Origin of the sequence: Bacteroides sp. 44_46 (assembly GCF_001915465.1) — a bacterium.
GTDB lineage: Bacteria > Bacteroidota > Bacteroidia > Bacteroidales > Bacteroidaceae > Bacteroides > Bacteroides clarus.
The window spans coordinates 178623-196214 of record NZ_MNQO01000017.1 but is presented as its reverse complement, the minus strand read 5'-3'; the positions used below and the strand labels follow the sequence as shown (position 1 = coordinate 196214).

21 protein-coding genes are annotated in these 17592 nt (G+C 50.2%); 15 read left to right on the top strand and 6 right to left on the bottom strand.

What is annotated here, in order from left to right; genetic code table 11:
* Positions 1–15 precede the first annotated feature (15 nt).
* The 5 genes from BHV73_RS09590 to BHV73_RS09570 form a co-directional block, all read right to left on the bottom strand.
* On the bottom strand, positions 16–1131 hold the full coding sequence (locus BHV73_RS09590; RefSeq protein WP_009121612.1) for a fimbrial protein: 1116 nt from the start codon (positions 1129–1131) through the stop codon (positions 16–18).
* 18 nt (positions 1132–1149) lie between these two features.
* Positions 1150–2658, bottom strand: coding sequence for a DUF3868 domain-containing protein (locus BHV73_RS09585; protein WP_286738103.1), 1509 nt, complete (start codon positions 2656–2658; stop codon positions 1150–1152).
* A gap of 32 nt (positions 2659–2690) precedes the next feature.
* A complete protein-coding gene (locus tag BHV73_RS09580; protein WP_286738128.1) occupies positions 2691–3248 on the bottom strand; it encodes a DUF3575 domain-containing protein in 558 nt (185 codons plus the stop codon).
* A gap of 45 nt (positions 3249–3293) precedes the next feature.
* Complete coding sequence (locus BHV73_RS09575) at positions 3294–3581, bottom strand: hypothetical protein (RefSeq protein WP_286738102.1); 288 nt, start codon at positions 3579–3581, stop codon at positions 3294–3296.
* A 382-nt stretch (positions 3582–3963) separates the two neighbouring features.
* Complete coding sequence (locus BHV73_RS09570) at positions 3964–4914, bottom strand: tyrosine-type recombinase/integrase (protein WP_286738101.1); 951 nt, start codon at positions 4912–4914, stop codon at positions 3964–3966.
* Between the two features lie 186 nt (positions 4915–5100).
* On the opposite strand from BHV73_RS09570, the gene BHV73_RS09565 reads away from it, so the two are divergent.
* The 10 genes from BHV73_RS09565 to BHV73_RS09520 all read left to right on the top strand — a co-directional run bounded on the left by BHV73_RS09565 (position 5101) and on the right by BHV73_RS09520 (position 10807).
* Positions 5101–5382: a DUF4248 domain-containing protein gene (locus BHV73_RS09565; protein ID WP_022217862.1), complete on the top strand. Its 282-nt coding sequence runs from the start codon at positions 5101–5103 to the stop codon at positions 5380–5382.
* A gap of 270 nt (positions 5383–5652) precedes the next feature.
* On the top strand, positions 5653–6261 hold the full coding sequence (locus BHV73_RS09560) for an LvrA C-terminal domain-related protein (protein ID WP_087426819.1): 609 nt from the start codon (positions 5653–5655) through the stop codon (positions 6259–6261).
* A 33-nt stretch (positions 6262–6294) separates the two neighbouring features.
* Positions 6295–7671, top strand: a complete 1377-nt coding sequence (gene dnaB / locus BHV73_RS09555; RefSeq protein ID WP_118467294.1) for a replicative DNA helicase — start codon at positions 6295–6297, stop codon at positions 7669–7671.
* A 325-nt stretch (positions 7672–7996) separates the two neighbouring features.
* A complete protein-coding gene (locus tag BHV73_RS09550) occupies positions 7997–8485 on the top strand; it encodes an HU family DNA-binding protein (protein ID WP_009121622.1) in 489 nt (162 codons plus the stop codon).
* A 67-nt stretch (positions 8486–8552) separates the two neighbouring features.
* Positions 8553–8654: a smalltalk protein gene (locus tag BHV73_RS09545; protein ID WP_162609559.1), complete on the top strand. Its 102-nt coding sequence runs from the start codon at positions 8553–8555 to the stop codon at positions 8652–8654.
* Positions 8655–8692: 38 nt separating this feature from the next.
* Positions 8693–9166 carry an N-acetylmuramoyl-L-alanine amidase gene (locus tag BHV73_RS09540; protein ID WP_286738099.1) on the top strand — a complete coding sequence of 158 codons (474 nt, stop codon included), beginning with the start codon at positions 8693–8695 and terminating at the stop codon, positions 9164–9166.
* Positions 9167–9290: 124 nt separating this feature from the next.
* The gene (locus tag BHV73_RS09535; protein WP_009121638.1) at positions 9291–9773 is read left to right on the top strand and encodes a ferritin; all 483 of its coding nucleotides are present in this window, start codon (positions 9291–9293) and stop codon (positions 9771–9773) included.
* A 116-nt stretch (positions 9774–9889) separates the two neighbouring features.
* Positions 9890–10105, top strand: coding sequence for a DUF3791 domain-containing protein (locus BHV73_RS09530; protein WP_009121639.1), 216 nt, complete (start codon positions 9890–9892; stop codon positions 10103–10105).
* Positions 10102–10602 carry a DUF3990 domain-containing protein gene (locus tag BHV73_RS09525; protein ID WP_087427056.1) on the top strand — a complete coding sequence of 167 codons (501 nt, stop codon included), beginning with the start codon at positions 10102–10104 and terminating at the stop codon, positions 10600–10602. The genes BHV73_RS09530 and BHV73_RS09525 overlap by 4 nt, the downstream gene beginning before the upstream one ends.
* A 13-nt stretch (positions 10603–10615) precedes the next feature.
* Entirely contained in the window at positions 10616–10807 is a 192-nt protein-coding gene (locus tag BHV73_RS09520; RefSeq protein ID WP_022218411.1) for a DUF3791 domain-containing protein, read from the top strand.
* A gap of 41 nt (positions 10808–10848) precedes the next feature.
* Here the strand turns inward: BHV73_RS09520 and kbl are convergent, their stop codons facing one another.
* The gene (gene kbl, locus BHV73_RS09515; RefSeq protein ID WP_009121642.1) at positions 10849–12036 is read right to left on the bottom strand and encodes a glycine C-acetyltransferase; all 1188 of its coding nucleotides are present in this window, start codon (positions 12034–12036) and stop codon (positions 10849–10851) included.
* 155 nt (positions 12037–12191) lie between these two features.
* On the opposite strand from kbl, the gene BHV73_RS09510 reads away from it, so the two are divergent.
* The 5 genes from BHV73_RS09510 (at position 12192) to BHV73_RS09490 (ending at position 17522) form a co-directional block, all read left to right on the top strand.
* Positions 12192–13148 (top strand): NAD-dependent epimerase/dehydratase family protein, encoded by a 957-nt coding sequence (locus BHV73_RS09510; protein WP_022218410.1) that lies wholly within the window; start codon positions 12192–12194, stop codon positions 13146–13148.
* 20 nt (positions 13149–13168) lie between these two features.
* Positions 13169–14017: a DUF4348 domain-containing protein gene (locus BHV73_RS09505; protein WP_286738092.1), complete on the top strand. Its 849-nt coding sequence runs from the start codon at positions 13169–13171 to the stop codon at positions 14015–14017.
* 5 nt (positions 14018–14022) lie between these two features.
* On the top strand, positions 14023–15006 hold the full coding sequence (murB, locus tag BHV73_RS09500; protein ID WP_286738090.1) for a UDP-N-acetylmuramate dehydrogenase: 984 nt from the start codon (positions 14023–14025) through the stop codon (positions 15004–15006).
* A gap of 26 nt (positions 15007–15032) precedes the next feature.
* Entirely contained in the window at positions 15033–15797 is a 765-nt protein-coding gene (locus BHV73_RS09495; RefSeq protein WP_286738088.1) for an MBL fold metallo-hydrolase, read from the top strand.
* 72 nt (positions 15798–15869) lie between these two features.
* The gene (locus BHV73_RS09490) at positions 15870–17522 is read left to right on the top strand and encodes a DUF3352 domain-containing protein (RefSeq protein ID WP_286738086.1); all 1653 of its coding nucleotides are present in this window, start codon (positions 15870–15872) and stop codon (positions 17520–17522) included.
* The last annotated feature ends 70 nt before the right edge of the window (positions 17523–17592 follow it).

Genomic DNA, 17592 nt, shown 5'->3' with positions numbered 1-17592 from the left:
TGTACTCTCGGCTGCTTATTCAAATGTTACGTCTTGGGTAATGTTCAACGCCCAGTCGGCGACGCTCACCGTCAGCTCCAGTGAAGTAGGGGTTATCTCTCCGTCGGGGTCTTCGGTTCCTATGCTCTTAATCGTGGCTTTTACGGCATAGGTGGTGTTGCGGGCGATGGTGGAAGTCCCTGTACCCGAAGTCCCGGTAATAGTTGTTCCCGTCTGTTTTTTGTTGATGACGACGGGGTAGTAAATGGTAGTTCCCGTGTCACTCGCGTTTTTCTTGAAAGTACCTTCCAGTACCAATGCCGTACGGGTAGTCTCTTCGTTGGGGAAGATATAGAACCAATAGTCGGTTTTATGTTCCGTTTTTACGTTGACGGCCGGGGTTACCGCTGTTGCCAGATAGGCCGCCGTTCCGGTGGAGCCGTTGTGGTTGCCGGTCAGATAGGCGGGCGTTCCCATTTTCGTTTGGCTGTAATCTCCTGTGGCGGGTACCGCTTCTTTCACGGCGTTCCGTACAAAGACATTCTTCAGCTCATAAGACGCTGCGGAGTATTGCCCGTTGGGGTCGAAAGCGGTTTTGATGCTGCTCACCGATACCCTTGCCACAAGACGGCTCAACGCTGCCGTCATACCTTTGTTTTCACCTGCGCCGAGCGTGAAAGTCGCGCTTTTGCTGCTGTTCTTCACATCCCCGCTCATGGGCAGGCAGTCTTTGGTTTGGGCGTCGGATAGGGCGATGGTTTTCTTCAGAAAGTCGGTCTTGTTCAGCACACCCGCAAAATAGTCGTTCGTGGGAGCATTGGCTACCACCATACCCGTGCAGTCTTTGGCCGGCGTACAGTTGATGGTTGTGGCGGCGGTTGTGTTTTGGGTCACGGTTTGGATGGCGTTCACCGATCCGTCACTGTTGAAGATGGCGACGGTGAAACGTTTCACGGTGTTTTCCTCGGCCTGCGCGGGCAATGCGCCGCCTGTCGCTTTGGTGTTTGTTCCGTTTCCAGTCAGATGCAGTTCCAGTTGCGCTATGTTCTCCTGCGGCCGGGGTTCTGTCATTCCGTTGTCGTCACCGCCGCATCCGGCGAGCGCAAAAGTGGTGGCTGCCAGGGCCGTCCATAAGTAATTGTTCGTTTTCATATATGCCTGTTTTAATGATTAATATTCGGTTTCTCTTCTCAGGGTTTTCAATGCTTCGTTCGCTTGCTCTATTCCGGCTGCCGCCGCCATGGTAAGATACACTTCCGCCTTGTCGCGGTTTCCTTCCTGCAGGCAGAGTATGCCCATGTTGTTGTATGCCATGGGCAGGGTGGCGAATCTTTCCAGATAGCGGCGGGCCTTGGCTGTTTCGCCTTTGGTGAGGGCTACCGCCGCGGCGTTGATGTTCGCTTCGGGGCTGTCGGGAAACAGGCGGGCTGCCAGGTCGAGCACATCGTTGTACTCCCTGGACCCTTGCGGATAGCTGCTTGCCACTGTAAAGAACTCGTTCAGGTGCAGCGCTTTCCGTTCGCCCGTACGGAACAGCCTCAGGCTTTCCGCCGCATCCGGCGGCCTGCGGGTGTACTCTATTTTGTAGTCCACTCTCATTACTTCGGGGAATATCCTTTCCGCCAGATATTTGTAAGGCTTACCGTCGGCAAGGTTCATCAGCATGCGTTCGCGCCCCTTGTCTATGTCTACATTGTTTATCAGGTCGAGGGCGGCTTCACGGAACATCATGTCGCTTTGCTTTATCAGTGCGGCGATGGAATCCCAATCCTCGGAAATCCAACGGACTTCCAGCGGAGTGCTTGCCGCCAGGCGGTTTTCGCGCAGATACCCTTTCAGGCTCAGCGCACGTACCGGCGCGTTCATCTCGTTCTTTTTCAGATTTCCTATGGGAGCCCCATAACCGGTTATTTCCACTTTGGAAAGCTCCGTTCCGCTTTCCCGTCGGATGTCCTGCAAGGCATTGCGCAGGCGATGGTATATCTCGAAATCATGCTTCTCTTCGGACAGGCCGCCCAACGGTTTCTCGCCTTTCTCCCGGCTGTCCCGGCCGAAGTAGGGGATGGAGCCTGTTATCGTGCAGAGCGTATCCTTGTCCGGTGCGGGTTCGATGAAATTCACCCAAGACAGGTATTTTCTGTCCGTACCCGTGTCCCAGGCGGAAGCGCGTGCTTTGGGCAGGCTCAGTTTGTCGGCTATCTTGTCTTCATAGACGTTTCCTTGCTTCCCGTGGCAGGCGCACTCCTGCGACCGTATCAGGAGCAAGGCGTTCTTCATCCACTCCTGATAGGGCACTGCCACCCGGTAGTGGAACGAACGCGACACCTTGGCGTCATTTCTTATTACTACCGCAGGTATGGGGGCGGGATGCTTGCTGTCGGCAAATTTCTGTTCCCGTCGGTATACTTTCTGCTTCTCCGTGCCGTTAATCAGGACTGCGGGCAGGTCTTGTTCGTTTTCCCCGCTGATGAGTACGGGTGTCAGAGTCAGCGATTCGTCCGAGGGCATTTTCAGCCCCTCGAAGTCAACGGACAATTCTATGTTCAGATGTCCGTCCGCAAGCGAGAACCGTTGTCCGGTAACGAACATTTCCCCCCGGTAGAATTCCTGTGCGCAGCCGGTGTTGCAACAGAGCGTCAGCGTTGCCAGAGCCAGAGGAATACGGATTAAGTTTTTCATACTTTCAATTTGCTATGTAATTATTCTTGTTACTATTTTATCATATACACCAGCGATACGGCCGCTTTTGTGGGAGCTATGAAGCTCTTGCGCCCGCTTCCCGTCTTTTCTCCGCAGTGCAGGCAGCGGTAACGTTCGTATGCGGTGTGCAGAAATCCTATGCCGAGGCTTGTTTCCAGTCCCCAGTGCGGAGAGAGGATAAAGTGGTAGCCGTACGAGAAGCCCGCACCCATGACGTTTCCTTCGTATCTGTCGGAGCGCACTCCCTTGAAGAGCCCCAAAGGCAGTTTCATTTTTCCCGCATTGTACACTCCGTACATCAGGTTCACCCCGAAGAAATGCCCGCCATAGGGCTGGCACATCCAATAACGCAGTTCCGGCTGTACAAACCAGTGCTTCCAGCGTTTGTTCTCTCCTGCCGGGAAAGGGTTGTAATGAAATCCGGTTTCCAGCGTAAACCGTTCGGACAGCCTTACTTCCACGCCGAGATTGGGAGAGGAGAGCATGCCTGTAAGCAAATCGCTTTTCACGGCAATGTTTTGCCCTTCCGTCTTGCAGGCGGGAAGCAATAACAGCACTGCCAGGAGCACCGAGGCCGATATGTAGCTTTTCTTTCTCAACTGTTTTCTCTCCGGCTATAAGTCCGACATGTTTGTTGCTTGCGGGTATGTCCCGCTCACCGGGTGTACTACTCCGGGGTTCTGCGCAGTCGTTCCGTATTGAATGTAGGATTTTTTATAAGATTGTATTTCCATCGGATTATTGTCACCTTTTGGAATGATAAGTCCGGCGGCGGTGAGTTGCGGCAGTAGGGAGCGCCTCGCTTCTTCGGCAGGTATATGCTGTTCCGGACAGCTATCATAGCTGCCTGTATGGATGTGGTTAAGCTGCGCGATGGCGGCCTGTGTTCGGGGTGTTACCATGTACTGTTTTGTTTGTTTGATTGTTGATATTTGTCCGTTACTTTGTAGGTAACGGAGAAGGGTTTTGCGGCTCCTCACAGAAGCGTCTGTCGCATGTATGGCCGGGTTGTATAATCAGCGGGGTTATATAACAGGTGTTTCCCGCTTTCCGTCCGGAAAGGCGGTAAGAGGATTTATTGCCGTATGGTTCGGGGTTGTTTTGTTTCTGTTTGTTCGCAAGTAGGGCTTTTGTGCCGTTTGTGATAAGATTTTATCTTTTTTGTTTTGTTTTTCAAGTTTTATGGTTACTTTTGCAGTGAAGATACTCTCCGTTACCTACAAAGTAATTCCTTTGTAATATCCTGTATTATAGATATATATCGAAAATCCAAATCTCCCGGCATTAGCACGTCGTGCATCTTTTTACGTAAGCGATTATTTTCTTATTGGTTTTATCCAGCACTTCGTTTTCAAATGGTTTCAGATAGGTTTCCGTCACCTTTATCGATGAATGTCCCAGCGCGTTGCTGATGATTCCCACAGCGACTTTCGTGTGAAAAGCCGTTGTCGCCCATGTATGGCGCGCGGTGTAGGACGATAATTTTCCGCTTAGTCCGAGGGCGGATGCCAGCAGCTTCAGTTTCCGGTTGAAGTTTCTTAATACCCGTTGGTAATGTTGATATTCGTTACGGCTTCCCAATGGAGAATACCGGTTTTCGTCCCATAGGATATTGAGCAGATAGGGGGAGTTTGTACGGTGGTCGGCGCATTGCCGGAGAAGTTCGGCGGCTTCGGCGGTGACCTGCACGCTCACCTGTCGTCCGGTTTTCTGCCGGCGGTAGGAAATCACTCCGTTCCTGAAGTCGCATTTGCGTAGCCGGGCAAGGTCGGCAAAAGGCATTCCCCGTAACAGGAAAAGCAGGGCGAACCATATTTGCGTTTCCCTCAGCTCCTGCTGCAAGGACGATGAAATGGTAAGCGCATGCCCCATATCGGCAGGCGGCAGGGCGCGCTTCACGTCGGTGCGGGTTCCGGTATATACGCGGGCAAACAGTCCGGGCACATAGTTGGCCATTCCCGCCGCCAATGCCCGGTTGTAAAGGGCACGCAGCATCCGCAGGTACGTGGATAAGGTGTTCAGTTTGAGCATCCGCTCCTGTAAATGCCTTTCAAACTCTTGTATCGTGGCGGCCACGAACACTTTTTTCATCCGTATCTCTTCTTGCGGATGCCTGGTTTTCCAGTAACGTTGGAAAGCGCGCAAAGCGCTGCGATACACATGAGCGGTTCCGAACCGCTCCCTGTCTTCCAGTTCTTGTACGACCGAAAGCGTAAAGGATGTTAAATCTTTCATAATGCGTTGTTTTTATATATTTACACTCCTTGCGTGCGCAATTAACGCGCGCAATATAATATACTCGTTTTCCTGAAAATAAATTACGCGTAAAAAAACAGCCTGTTCACAGGTAATCAATTGGTAATGTTATGTTTGGCTTTTTTGTATACCTTTGCAGCCGTTTTTTAAAAAAATAAACATAATATGAAACACCCTGATTATGACTGGATGCTGTTCGGATGTCATCCGATATCCGACATCGCTATGGCTTATTGTCCTTGTGAACACGCCACTTCGTCCACACGCGCTTTCCGCAGACTGTTGAGACTTTATCCGAAACTTTACGCCGAACTTTGCAAGAACGGCTACACGGAACATTTCACCATCCTGACCCCTCTGCATATAGCTGCCGTGATTCGCGAATTGGGAATGCCGTGCGAAGCGTTCTTCGAAAAGCAGAAACGCGCTTCCAGAGAAAACCCCTGATATATTTTAATATATCAATTCTTTCCTTTATTTCTTATGTGTCCGGAAAATGTCCGGCCGGCTGTCCGCCAAAGATAATAAGCCTTTGGCGGACAGCCCGTATGAATGAGCGCCGGAGCGTCCGGAAAGATGTTCATACCGAAAACGACCTGAAATAGCTATTTTCCACCGAAACCTGCTATTATTTACCGAAGCTTACCGGAAGTGCATACCGGGCTTGCAGAGCCGGGAATTGTCCTCTACCTTTGCGGAGTAATTTAAAACGATAAAATGTTAGAATCCACCAAACAGGGGTATCTCATGGTTCCCCGACAACTAATCCATGAGATTATATGCGAGTGTCCGGAAGCTGCCGGAGAGCAGGAAGCCTTTCTGCGTGTGTTGCTCTATGCCAATTACAAGGAGAGCGTTTATCGCCGCAACGGGGCAGAGTATGTGTGCGCACGTGGCGAAAGTCTGTTCAGCTATATGCAGTGGACCGAAATTTTCGGTTGGAGACGTAGCCGTACCATGCGTTTCTTCAAAAAAATGTTCGATTGCAAACGGCTGGTGCATCTGGACGACGGACATTCCACCCATATCCGCATCCCCGATTATGACGCCTGGATACCCCGCGCGCCGAAAAAGGAAGCGGCGTCCGCCACACCGCCCGACAACGGTTTCAATGATTTCTGGGAGCAGTACCACGAGATTACCCGCAAGGACAAAGTGAATCCCGCCAAAGCGCGCAAAAGCTGGAACAAGCTCTCCGCCAACGAACGTACCGCCGCCGTAGAAAACATCGAAAACTATTACGGCCATCTCAACAGCACCTTGTTCTGTCTGCAAGCCGTGAACTACCTCTCCAACAAGGCTTTCTTGAATGAATACGAATATTAGCGGCCGGCGGCCGACGATGACAACCGTAATGCAATGAGTGAAATACTGAACCCGCAGGATGCGGAACTTGAAGAAGTTATACTTGGCGCCTGCCTCATAGAGCGTGAGGCCATGCCGATGGTGGCCGACCGGCTACGTCCGGAAATGTTCTACTTTGAGAAGAATGCGCTGATTTATGCCGCCTTGCAGGCGATGTACCGGGATGGCAGGCAGATAGATATCATCACCGTGAAGAACGAGCTTGGCGCCCGCGGCAAGCTGGATGCCGCGGGCGGGCCGTATGAACTGGTCCGTATCAGCGGCAGGGTGGTGTCGTCGGTGCATTTGGAGTATCATGTGCGGATTTTGCATGAGAAGCACTTGCGGCGTGAAATGATACTCGGCTTCCATAAATTGCTGGCCCTTGCCGCCGATGAAACCACGGATATTGCCGACACGCTGGTGGATGCCCACAACCTGCTGGACCGTTTTGAGGGAGAATGCGGCACTATCGACCATTTGCGCGATATGGATACCTTGATGGATGATACGCTGCAACAAGTGGATGCCCGTCAGGCTTCCGGCATAAACGGCATCACAGGTATCCCCACCGGTCTGGCCGACCTCGACCGCCTGACTTCGGGCTGGCAGCGGGGCGACTTGAATGTCATTGCCGCCCGTCCCGCCGTAGGCAAGACGGCCTTCGCCCTGCATCTGGCGCGTGCGGCCGCCATCGCAGGACATCATGTGGCGGTGTACAGCCTCGAAATGCAGGGTGAGCGCCTGGGCGACCGCTGGCTGGTGGCCGCCTCACCGGATGTCAATGCCCGCCACCTGCGCGGCGGACAACTCACCGCCGATGAGGTGGAGCAGGTGAGGAGAGCCGCTACGGGCTTGCGTGTACTGCCTATCCACGTGGACGACCATCCGGTGACGAGTATGGACAGGGTGCGCTCTTCGGCGCGTATGCTGCAAAGCAAAGGCAAGTGTGACATGATTATTCTGGATTATCTGCAACTCTGCGACATGAAGTCCGACCAGAAGAACCGCAACCGCGAACAAGAAGTGGCGCAGACCACCCGCAAGGCGAAACTCATGGCAAAAGAACTGAATGTGCCCGTTCTGCTCCTGAGCCAGTTGAACCGGGGAAGCGACGGACGGCCTTTCAGCCGTCCTATCTTGAGCGACCTGCGCGAAAGCGGGGCTATCGAGCAGGACGCGGACATGGTGATGCTGCTTTACCGCCCTGCGCTGTCAGGCATCAAGACAGAACCGGTAAGCAAGTATCCTACGGAGTGTTTGGGAGTGGTGATGGTGGCGAAGCACCGCAACGGTGAGACAGGGGATGTGTACTTTGCGCATAACCCCAGCATGACGAAACTTGGCGAATATGTTCCGCCTACGGAATGGCTGATGAGAAACGCGAAATAACAATCCGATTATAATGTATTCATTACTTATATAGGAGAATATAAAAAAACAGACGGTGCAAACAGGGTAAACGCATGGTCTGCAACGGTGAAACAGACGGTCTGTACGGAGCAAACAGACCGTCTGTTTTTTTATCTGATTTTCAGAGAAAAAAGTGAACGAATTATAGAAAATAAATGGCTGGATACTTGACTTCGCCTCGTAGATTTCGTATCTTTGTTATGTGCTTAAAGAAAGGGAAAATCATTGATTAAGGCGCCTGTTTACTCTTCCTTTTTACATGGAATTTTGATATGTATTTTTTTTAACCTAAACTTTATTTTTTATGGATGTACTTGTAGAGCGCTTTCTGCGCCGGAAGGATGTGACGAATCCTGATTCTCAGAAACTGTATTATCTTCGTCAGAAACCCAAAACCTGCGGCACGGTGGATATCGATGTCCTTGCCGCCAGTATTCAGAAAAATTGCGCCATGACGAAAGGCGATGTGAAGCACGTAATCGAAGCCCTTGTGGAAGAAATTCAGACAAATCTTGCCAACGGCGACAAGGTGAAACTGAATCAGCTCGGTACGCTTCACATGACGTTCCGCTGTCCGGGTGTGGAGAAGTCGGAAGATTGTACGGTCAGGAATATTTCCAAAGTGAATATCCGCTTCGTGCCCGACAAGGGTCTCAAGCTGGTGAATGGCAGTACGGCCGTCACCCGTAGTCCGGCCAATGTGGCTTTCTCGCTGGATAAACCTGCTGACGGCAGCTCGGGCGGCGGTAATGGCGGCGGCAACAGCGGCGAAGAGGAGAACCCTCTCGGATAGCCTTTCCGTCCTGATTTCCCGACTGAACAATAACTTTATGTATTCATCTTTTAAATCCTAAACTCTTATGTCAACAAAATCAACCTGGTGGGACAAGCTCCTTAAAATCGTAATCGCAGTGGCATCAGCCGTTCTCGGCGCATTGGGCGCGCACGCAATGCCCATGTAGCCAAATCATAACTCATAATTTATAACTCATAACTCAAAATGAGATTCATCAACCTCATCGTTGTCCACTGTTCCGCCACCCGCTGCGACCGCAGCTATACGGAACACGACCTGACAACAGACCACCTGCGCCGGGGCTTCTCCGGCGCAGGTTATCATTTTTATATCCGTAAGAACGGTGATATAAAGACGCTCCGGCCTTTGGAACGTCCCGGTGCGCATGCCAGAGGCTGCAACGCCCACAGCGTCGGCATCTGCTACGAGGGCGGGCTGAACGAGCGGGGACGGCCTGCCGATACCCGTACCGATTTCCAGAAACACTCACTGAGGGTACTCGTTATGTTATTGCTGCGCGATTATCCCGGCAGCCGCCTTTGCGGGCATCGCGACCTCAGTCCCGACCTGAACGGCAACGGCGAGATAGAACCTGAAGAATGGATAAAAGTGTGTCCTTGCTTTGATGCTGCATCCATTCTGCAAGAGCCGTCGCCCCCCAATCCGGCTTCATTGTAATCCGATTGTTGCATTTGAAAAGTTATGTTACGCTTTTTTTACTAAATAATGTTATTGGGGTGAACAATATTCGTGTGTTCTTGTTACATTTGTAATCATTTCAATTTACTTAATAAATACAATTATGATAACAGAAAAATTACAGAATGCAATTAACGAGCAGATTACGGCTGAGATGTGGTCATCCAACCTTTATTTGGCAATGTCTTTCTATATGGATAAGGAAGGTTATTGCGGTATGGCTTCCTGGTTGAAAAAGCAGGCGCACGAAGAGCACGAACATGCTTGCGAACTGGCATCGTACATCATCAAGCGCGGCGGTAAGGCTAAATTGGATAAGATTGACGTTGTTCCCAACGATTTCGGTACTCCGCTGGAAGTATTCGAACAGGTTTACGAACACGAATGCCGCGTATCAAAGATGATTGACGCCCTCGTTGACGTAGCTGCCGCTGAAAAAGATAAAGCTTCTCAAGACTTCTTGTGGGGATTCGTTCGCGAACAGGTGGAAGAAGAAGCTACTGCCGCAGGTATCGTAGATATGGTAAAGAAAGCCGGTGCTGCCGGAGTGTTCTTTGTCGATGCGAAACTGGGCGAAAGAAGATAAGTATACTGATTATCCCTAATGGGATTTTTTTGGAAGATACGCAGAAAATATAGAGTTTTTTGCGTATCTTTGTTTTTAGAGATAATCAGATACTCTGCTTTGCAGTATTAAAGAATATGAACTTTGAACAATTAAATTTCACGATGTTTTGCGTGGGCAATGTAGCGGATGCATTGAAAATGAGCGCAGGAAACGTGTATCGGCTGTTGAGAGACTCCGGTATTTTAATGGAGTATATTGTGCCGGGGTATGACGTGCTGCATACATTCGGTAAAGATTATCTGGTGGAAGATATTGTATCGTATATGAAAGAGAAAGGAGTTTTGCAATGATATTGTATCATGCTTCGCCGTATATTATAGAGAGACCGGATGTGAGCTATTCGCGTGACTTTCTGGATTTTGGGAAGGGCTTCTATCTTACTGCAATACGTGAGCAGGCTGAAAAATATGCGATGCGTTTTCTCCGCAGAGGGCAAAAAGCTTATATTAATGAGTATGTATTAGATGAAGATTTGTCTGAATACAATGTTATGACATTCGACAGATATGACGAAGCCTGGTTGGAGTATGTAGGTGCATGTCGTAAAGGTAACGGTGGGGTGATATATGACATTGTATCCGGTGGTATAGCGGATGATAAAGTTTTCAACACGATTGATTTGTATTTTGCCGGTGAGATGAGTAAAGAAGATGCTTTAGGAAGACTGGCTTTTGAATATCCCAATCATCAAATCTGTATACTGAATCAGAATGTAATTCTACATCATCTGAAATTTAAGAAAGCTACTGAAATAACAATTGAAGCAAGCAAAAATGATAGCAAATAAAACTATTCTACAAATGAAATACGCCCGCATTGTCAGGTTGTTTGCAGAACGGGTACATTTGTCTTATGAAGATGCCTTGGGCTTTTTTTATGATTCGGAAACCTATGGTTTAATAAATGACGGAGTGGCTGATATGCACTGTCTGAGTGATGAATATCTGGCAGAAGAATTAGTACTTGAATATAATAAAAAAGCGATAGAGTAATCTGTTTTTTACCATTTTACCACTCTATCGCTTTTTTTATATTATTTCAGTACTCCCAATTCCTTTCCTACCTTTATAAACGCTTCGATGCATTTATCCAGATGCTCCTTATTGTGTCCGGCGGAGATTTGTACGCGGATGCGTGCCTGGTCTTTCGGTACAACGGGATAGTAGAAACCGGTTACATAGATACCTTCTTCCTGCATGCGTGCCGCATAAATCTGAGACAGTTTGGCGTCATACAGCATTACGGCGCAAATGGCGCTTTGGGTAGGCTTGATGTCGAAACCGGCGGCAGTCATCTTGTCGCGGAAGTAATTTACGTTCTCTACCAACTTGTCGTGCAGGGCGTTGCTCTCTTTCAGCATCTTGAACACTTCGAGGCTCGCGCCGATGATGCCCGGAGCCAGGGAGTTGGAGAACAGGTACGGGCGGCTGCGCTGACGCAATAAGTCGATAATTTCTTTGCGGCCTGTGGTGAAACCACCCAAAGCGCCGCCGAAGGCTTTGCCTAACGTACCGGTGTAGATGTCCACACGTCCGTACGTGCCATACAGCTCGCTCACGCCATGACCCGTAGCGCCTACCACGCCGGCGGAGTGAGATTCGTCCACCATTACCAGCGCGTCGTATTTTTCGGCAAGGTCGCATATCTTGTCCATGGGAGCCACGTTGCCGTCCATGGAGAACACACCGTCCGTCACGATGATGCGGAAACGTTGCGCCTGGGCCTCTTGCAGGCATTTTTCAAGCTCCGCCATGTCGGCATTGGCATAGCGGTAACGCTTGGCTTTGCACAGGCGCACGCCGTCGATAATGGAAGCGTGGTTCAAGGAGTCGGAGATGATGGCGTCCTCTTCGGTGAAGAGAGGCTCGAACACACCGCCGTTGGCGTCAAAGCAGGCGGCGTACAGAATGGTGTCTTCCGTCTTGAAGTAATCGGAAATGGCGGCTTCCAGTTCTTTGTGAATGTCCTGCGTTCCGCAGATGAAACGTACGGACGACATGCCGTAACCGCGGCGTTCCATTATGTTTCGGGCGGCGGCTATCAGGCGGGGATGATTGGATAATCCCAGGTAATTGTTGGCGCAGAAGTTCAGTACTTCCTTGCCTTTCACGGTGATAGCGGCTTGTTGCGCACTCTCAATCAGGCGTTCCTCTTTGTAGAGTCCGGCTTCTTTTATTTCAGCAAGAGTTTTGCTGAGATGGTCTTTCATTTTACCATACATAGCGTTCTATTTTAATAAGTGATACATCGTTATTTGAAGCTCTACAAAGGACATCATTTTTATTGGAATAAACAATATCTTTTTGATAGAAAAATGAAAAAAAAGTGCGTATATTTGCGCCTCGGTAATGAAAGAATACCTTATAAATAAGTTGTATGAAAAATATTTTGGTAATCGGAGCCACAGGACAGATTGGCTCGGAGTTGACATTAGAGTTGCGCAAGCGCTATGGTGATGACCATGTTGTAGCCGGATATATTCCGAGCGCTATGCCGCAGGGTGAATTAAAAGCCTCGGGTCCCTCGGCCATAGCCGATGTGACAGACCGCCAGTCCATTGAAGTTGTGGCGCGACAATTCAAGATCGATACAATTTATAATCTGGCAGCCTTGCTGTCGGTAGTTGCCGAAAGCCGCCCGGCCATGGCATGGAAAATAGGTATAGACGGGTTGTGGAACGTGCTGGAAGTGGCGCGTGAGTATGGTTGCGCCGTATTTACGCCGAGCTCCATCGGTTCGTTCGGAGAAAACACTCCCCACGTAAAGACGCCGCAAGACACTATTCAGCGCCCGCGCACCATGTACGGCGTAACAAAAGTGACGACAGAATTGTTAAGCGATTATTATTATACGAAATACGGGGTGGATACCCGTGCGGTACGCTTCCCCGGCATCATCTCCAACGTGACGCCCCCGGGTGGCGGTACGACGGACTATGCGGTAGACATCTTCTACTCGGCCGTGAAAGGCGAGAAGTTCGTATGTCCCGTAAAGGCGGGTACATTTATGGACATGATGTATATGCCCGATGCCATCAATGCGGCTATCTCGCTGATGGAAGCCGCTCCGGCGCGCCTGAAACACCGGAATGCGTTCAACATCGCTTCCATGAGCTTCGACCCGGAAATGATTTACGCCGCTATCAAGAAGCATGTGCCCGACTTTGAAATGACCTACGAGGTAGACCCTTTGAAGCAGGCCATCGCCGACAGTTGGCCCGACTCTCTGGACGACTCCTGCGCCCGCGAGGAATGGGACTGGATGCCGCAATTTGACCTGGAGTCCATGACTGTGGATATGCTTGAAAAATTAAGAGCGAAATTAAATAAATGACCGTAGAGGGTCAGTAAAGAATGAAACGATTACTAACGGGATTTTTTATACTCGTCTTTCTGTTCTCATGCGGGAACAGGAAGACGCAAATGGATCCCTTTGCTACCATTACCGAAATGGTGGATTCGGCCGGTCATAAGGCCGATACGCTGCAACAGGCGGAAGTGAAGGAAGAACCCAAACCGTTGGAAGCGGACGAACTGTTTGATGATTTTATCTTCAACTATGCCTCGGACGAAGCTTTGCAGCGGGAGAGGACGGTGTTTCCTTTGCCTTATTACAACCGGGATACCCCTTCAAAAATAGAAGAGCGTTTCTGGAAGCACGACTACCTGTTTACGAAGCAGAACTATTACACGTTGCTTTTCGACCGTGAGAGCGACATGGATATGGTGGGCGACACCGCATTGAAATCCGTACAGGTGGAATGGATTTACCTGAAAACGCGCATGGTGAAGAAATATTACTTTGAACGCAAGGAAGGCATGTGGATGCTTGAAGCCATAAATCTGCGCCATATCGAGGAAGGTGAAGGTGAGAATTTTGTGGATTTCTATACCCGTTTTGTGACGGACAGCCTGTACCAGAGCAAGCATATCGCCGACCCGTTGCAGTTTGTCACCATCGACCCCGACGATGAGTTTGCCATATTGGAGACCACCCTCGATGTGAACCAGTGGTATGCTTTCCGTCCGCCGCTGCCCGTAGACAAGTTGTCCAACATCAACTACGGACAGAAGAACGAGGACAATTCGAATACGAAAATTCTGAAAGTGAACGGTATCGGCAACGGATATTCCAACGTTTTCTATTTCTGGAGACGGGGCGGCGAGTGGAAAATGTATAAATACGAAGATACGAGCATTTGAGATTTATGAGAATACCCAATACATTCGGATTCGATGTGAAAGCCGCCGTGTATGCGGAATATCACTCGGTAGAGGAACTGGAGAAATGGATAGCCGAAGGGCGCGTCACTTCTCCTTTTTTGCATATAGGATGCGGCAGTAACCTGTTGTTTGTGAAAGATTATGACGGCATGGTGCTGCACTCGCGCATCGGCGGAGTGGAAGTGACCGCGGAAGATGATGAGCGGGTGCGTGTGCGTGTGGGCGCAGGCGTGATATGGGACGATTTCGCGGCTTACTGCGTAGAGCGGGGCTGGTATGGCGCGGAGAACCTGTCGCTGATACCCGGTGAGGTGGGTGCGGGCGCCGTACAGAATATCGGCGCTTACGGCGTAGAGGTGAAAGACATCATCGCGTCTGTGGAGACGATAAACATTCGCGGCGAGAAGCGTGTTTACCAAAAAGACGAATGTGAGTACGCTTACCGGAAAAGCCTTTTCAAAAAGCCTGAAATGAAGTCGGTCTTTGTGACTTACGTGAATTTCGTACTGAGTAAGAAGGAGCGTTACACGCTGGATTACGGTACGATTCGTCAGGAACTTGCCAAGTATCCGTCGGTGAATTTAGCTGTTTTGCGCCGTGTGATTATAGCTATCCGCGAAAGCAAGCTGCCCGACCCGAAAGTGCTGGGTAATGCCGGAAGTTTCTTTATGAACCCCATCGTGCCCCGTGCGCAATTTGAAGCGTTGCTGGACAGATTTCCCGCCATGCCCCATTACGAGGTGGACGCCGAGCGGGTGAAGATTCCCGCCGGGTGGATGATAGACCGGTGCGGCTGGAAAGGCAAGGCTTTAGGACCTGCCGCCGTACACGACAAGCAGGCTCTGGTGCTTGTGAATCTGGGCGGTGCGACCGGAAAAGACGTGGTTGCCCTGTCGGATGCCGTCAGAGCTTCTGTAAAGGAGAAGTTCGGGGTGGAGATTCATCCGGAAGTAAACTTTATAGAGTGATTAACCGCCATTTACTTATTACTGTTATGAAACTGACCATATTAGGAAGCGGAACATCTACCGGAGTGCCGGAAATAGGTTGCACGTGCCCTGTCTGCACCTCTGCCGATTTGCGGGATAACCGCTTGCGCACGTCGGCTCTGCTGCATACGGACGACGCGACGATATTGATAGACTGCGGCCCCGACTTCAGGACGCAGATGTTGCGCGCTGCCGTTTACGAGCGGATAGACGGCGTACTGATAACCCACGAGCATTACGACCATGTGGGCGGATTGGACGATTTGCGCCCTTTCTGCCGTTTTTCGGAGATACCTATTTATTCGGATGCTTACACAGCCGCCCATCTGCGGGTGCGGATGCCTTACTGCTTTGTGGATAAGAAGTATCCGGGCGTGCCGCGCATCTATTTGCGGGAAGTGGAAGCGGGCAAGCCTTTCTCTGTACGGGGAACGGAAATACTGCCGGTGGCCGTGATGCACGGGCGTTTACCCATTCTGGGCTACCGTATCGGCGGACGCCTGGGATATGTAACGGATATGCTTACGATGCCGGACGCCTCGTATGAACAATTGCAGGGGCTGGACGTTTTGGTAATAAACGCTTTGCGGCCGCAACCGCATCTTACGCATCAGAGCATATCGGAAGCGTTGGCGGCTGCGGAACGTATTGGCGCGAAGGAAACTTATTTCATCCACATGAGCCATCACGCAGGACTGCATGCCGAAATAGACAGCCAACTGCCGCCCCATGTGCATTTTGCTTATGACGGGATGAAAATAGATTTCTAAACTTTTTAAAACATTTGTTTTGTTTTATTAGTAGAAATGTTTATTTTTGCCAACAGTTGATGAATAAATGCCATGAAGCTTCGAGTACTTATACGAATAGCCGTTATTGTGTCCATAGTGCTGCTATGTACGGGCTTCGGCGCATACTCGTTCCTGCGCATGAACGCGGTGGAAAACCGGCAGGATTTTAATCTCTTTACCTTGGTTCCGCAAGATGCTACGGCTGTACTTGAGACAGACCGCGTGGCGGATTTGATGGAAGACATCAACGGGTTGCATTGCAGCAAGGATGACCACTTCCTATATGTTTCGGAGCTTTTCGCCTACTTGAAAAAGTATCTCAATACGCTGGTAGGCGACACTCCGCACGGGTTGAGCAGGCAGATGAACAAGATGCTTATCAGTTTTCACGAGCCGGATACTCCTTTGAATCAGGTGTTGTATTGCAGCTTGGGCTCGGGAGATTACGAATTGGTGGAATCTTTTGTGCGTAAGTACTGCTCCAGTACTTTCCCCTCTAAATACTTCGATTATAACGGCGAGGAAATACGTATCTATCCCATGGCGGACGGACGTTTCCTTGCGGTCTATTTCACGCCGGATTTTCTGGCGGTCAGCTTTCAGAAGCGTTTGATAGAGCAGGTCATCGATGCCCGCCGTTCCAGGCAATCGCTGATGGATATGCCTTCTTTCCGTACCATGTATGCCGGCAAACGCAATAATGTGGCGGCAACGGTGTACGTGCGCATGAAAGAGGTGGGCATGGGAAAGGATACGGACGGCATCCGTTCGCAGACACGCTTGGGAAGCTGGGCGGAGTTCGATATGAAGTTCAATGAGGAAGCCGTGTATTGTTCCGGTATCAGTCACGGTTCGGATACTACCCGGACGTTTATCAACGCGCTTCGCAGGCAGATGCCGATAAAGGGGTTTTCGGGAGAGCGGCTTCCGGCCTCTACTTTCTTCTACGACCAGTGGGCCATTTCGGATTTGGAAGCCATGTTCGGCTTTACTTCGCGGCAGGAATATGCCAAAGCTACTTATTCCGATTATATCAAGAAGCGGGATGAAGAGTGGATGGATTTTATGAAAGAGCATGCGGGAGAGAGCATCATGTCCTGCCTGTTCCAATCCAAAGACACAACCGACCGTCGTCCTTGCGCCGTAATGAGTGTTGCCGTGAAAGATGAAGCGCAGGCGGAACGTTATCTGCAACATCTGCTATATGTTACTCCGAAAGAAGAGGACGCCCCGGCAGTGCCGCGGACCTCTCCCGGTTACAGGCAATATCCGCAGGCGAGGAAATACCGGCAGTACATGTTGCCCCGGAATACTATGCTGACGCAACTGACCGGCATTACGGAATCCGCGCTTCACACCTACGCCTGTTTTTATAAGGGAGCCTTGTTGCTGGCGCCCGATGCGCAGAGTCTTTCCGCCTATATAGACGCCGTCGAGAATAAGGATGTGCTGGGCGGAACTTCGGTGTATGAAGAAGGGGTAGGCAGTCTTTCCCCGTATTATAACTTTGCCATGATGGTGGATATGGAAGAGATGATGCTCCAGCCGGAAACTTATGTGCGCCTGATACCGAACTTCTTCTTCCGTCAGGCTAAGTTCTTCCGTCACTTCGTAATCGGCATACAGTTTACTTGTACGGACGGAATAGTGTACCCGAACCTCGTCTTACTGTATAAAGGGGAAATTGAGGAAATTGAGAATTGAGAATTAAAAATTGAGAAATAGGGAGAATAGTCGGTTCTTCCGATAAAAAAAGACCATGTATATGCCCGCA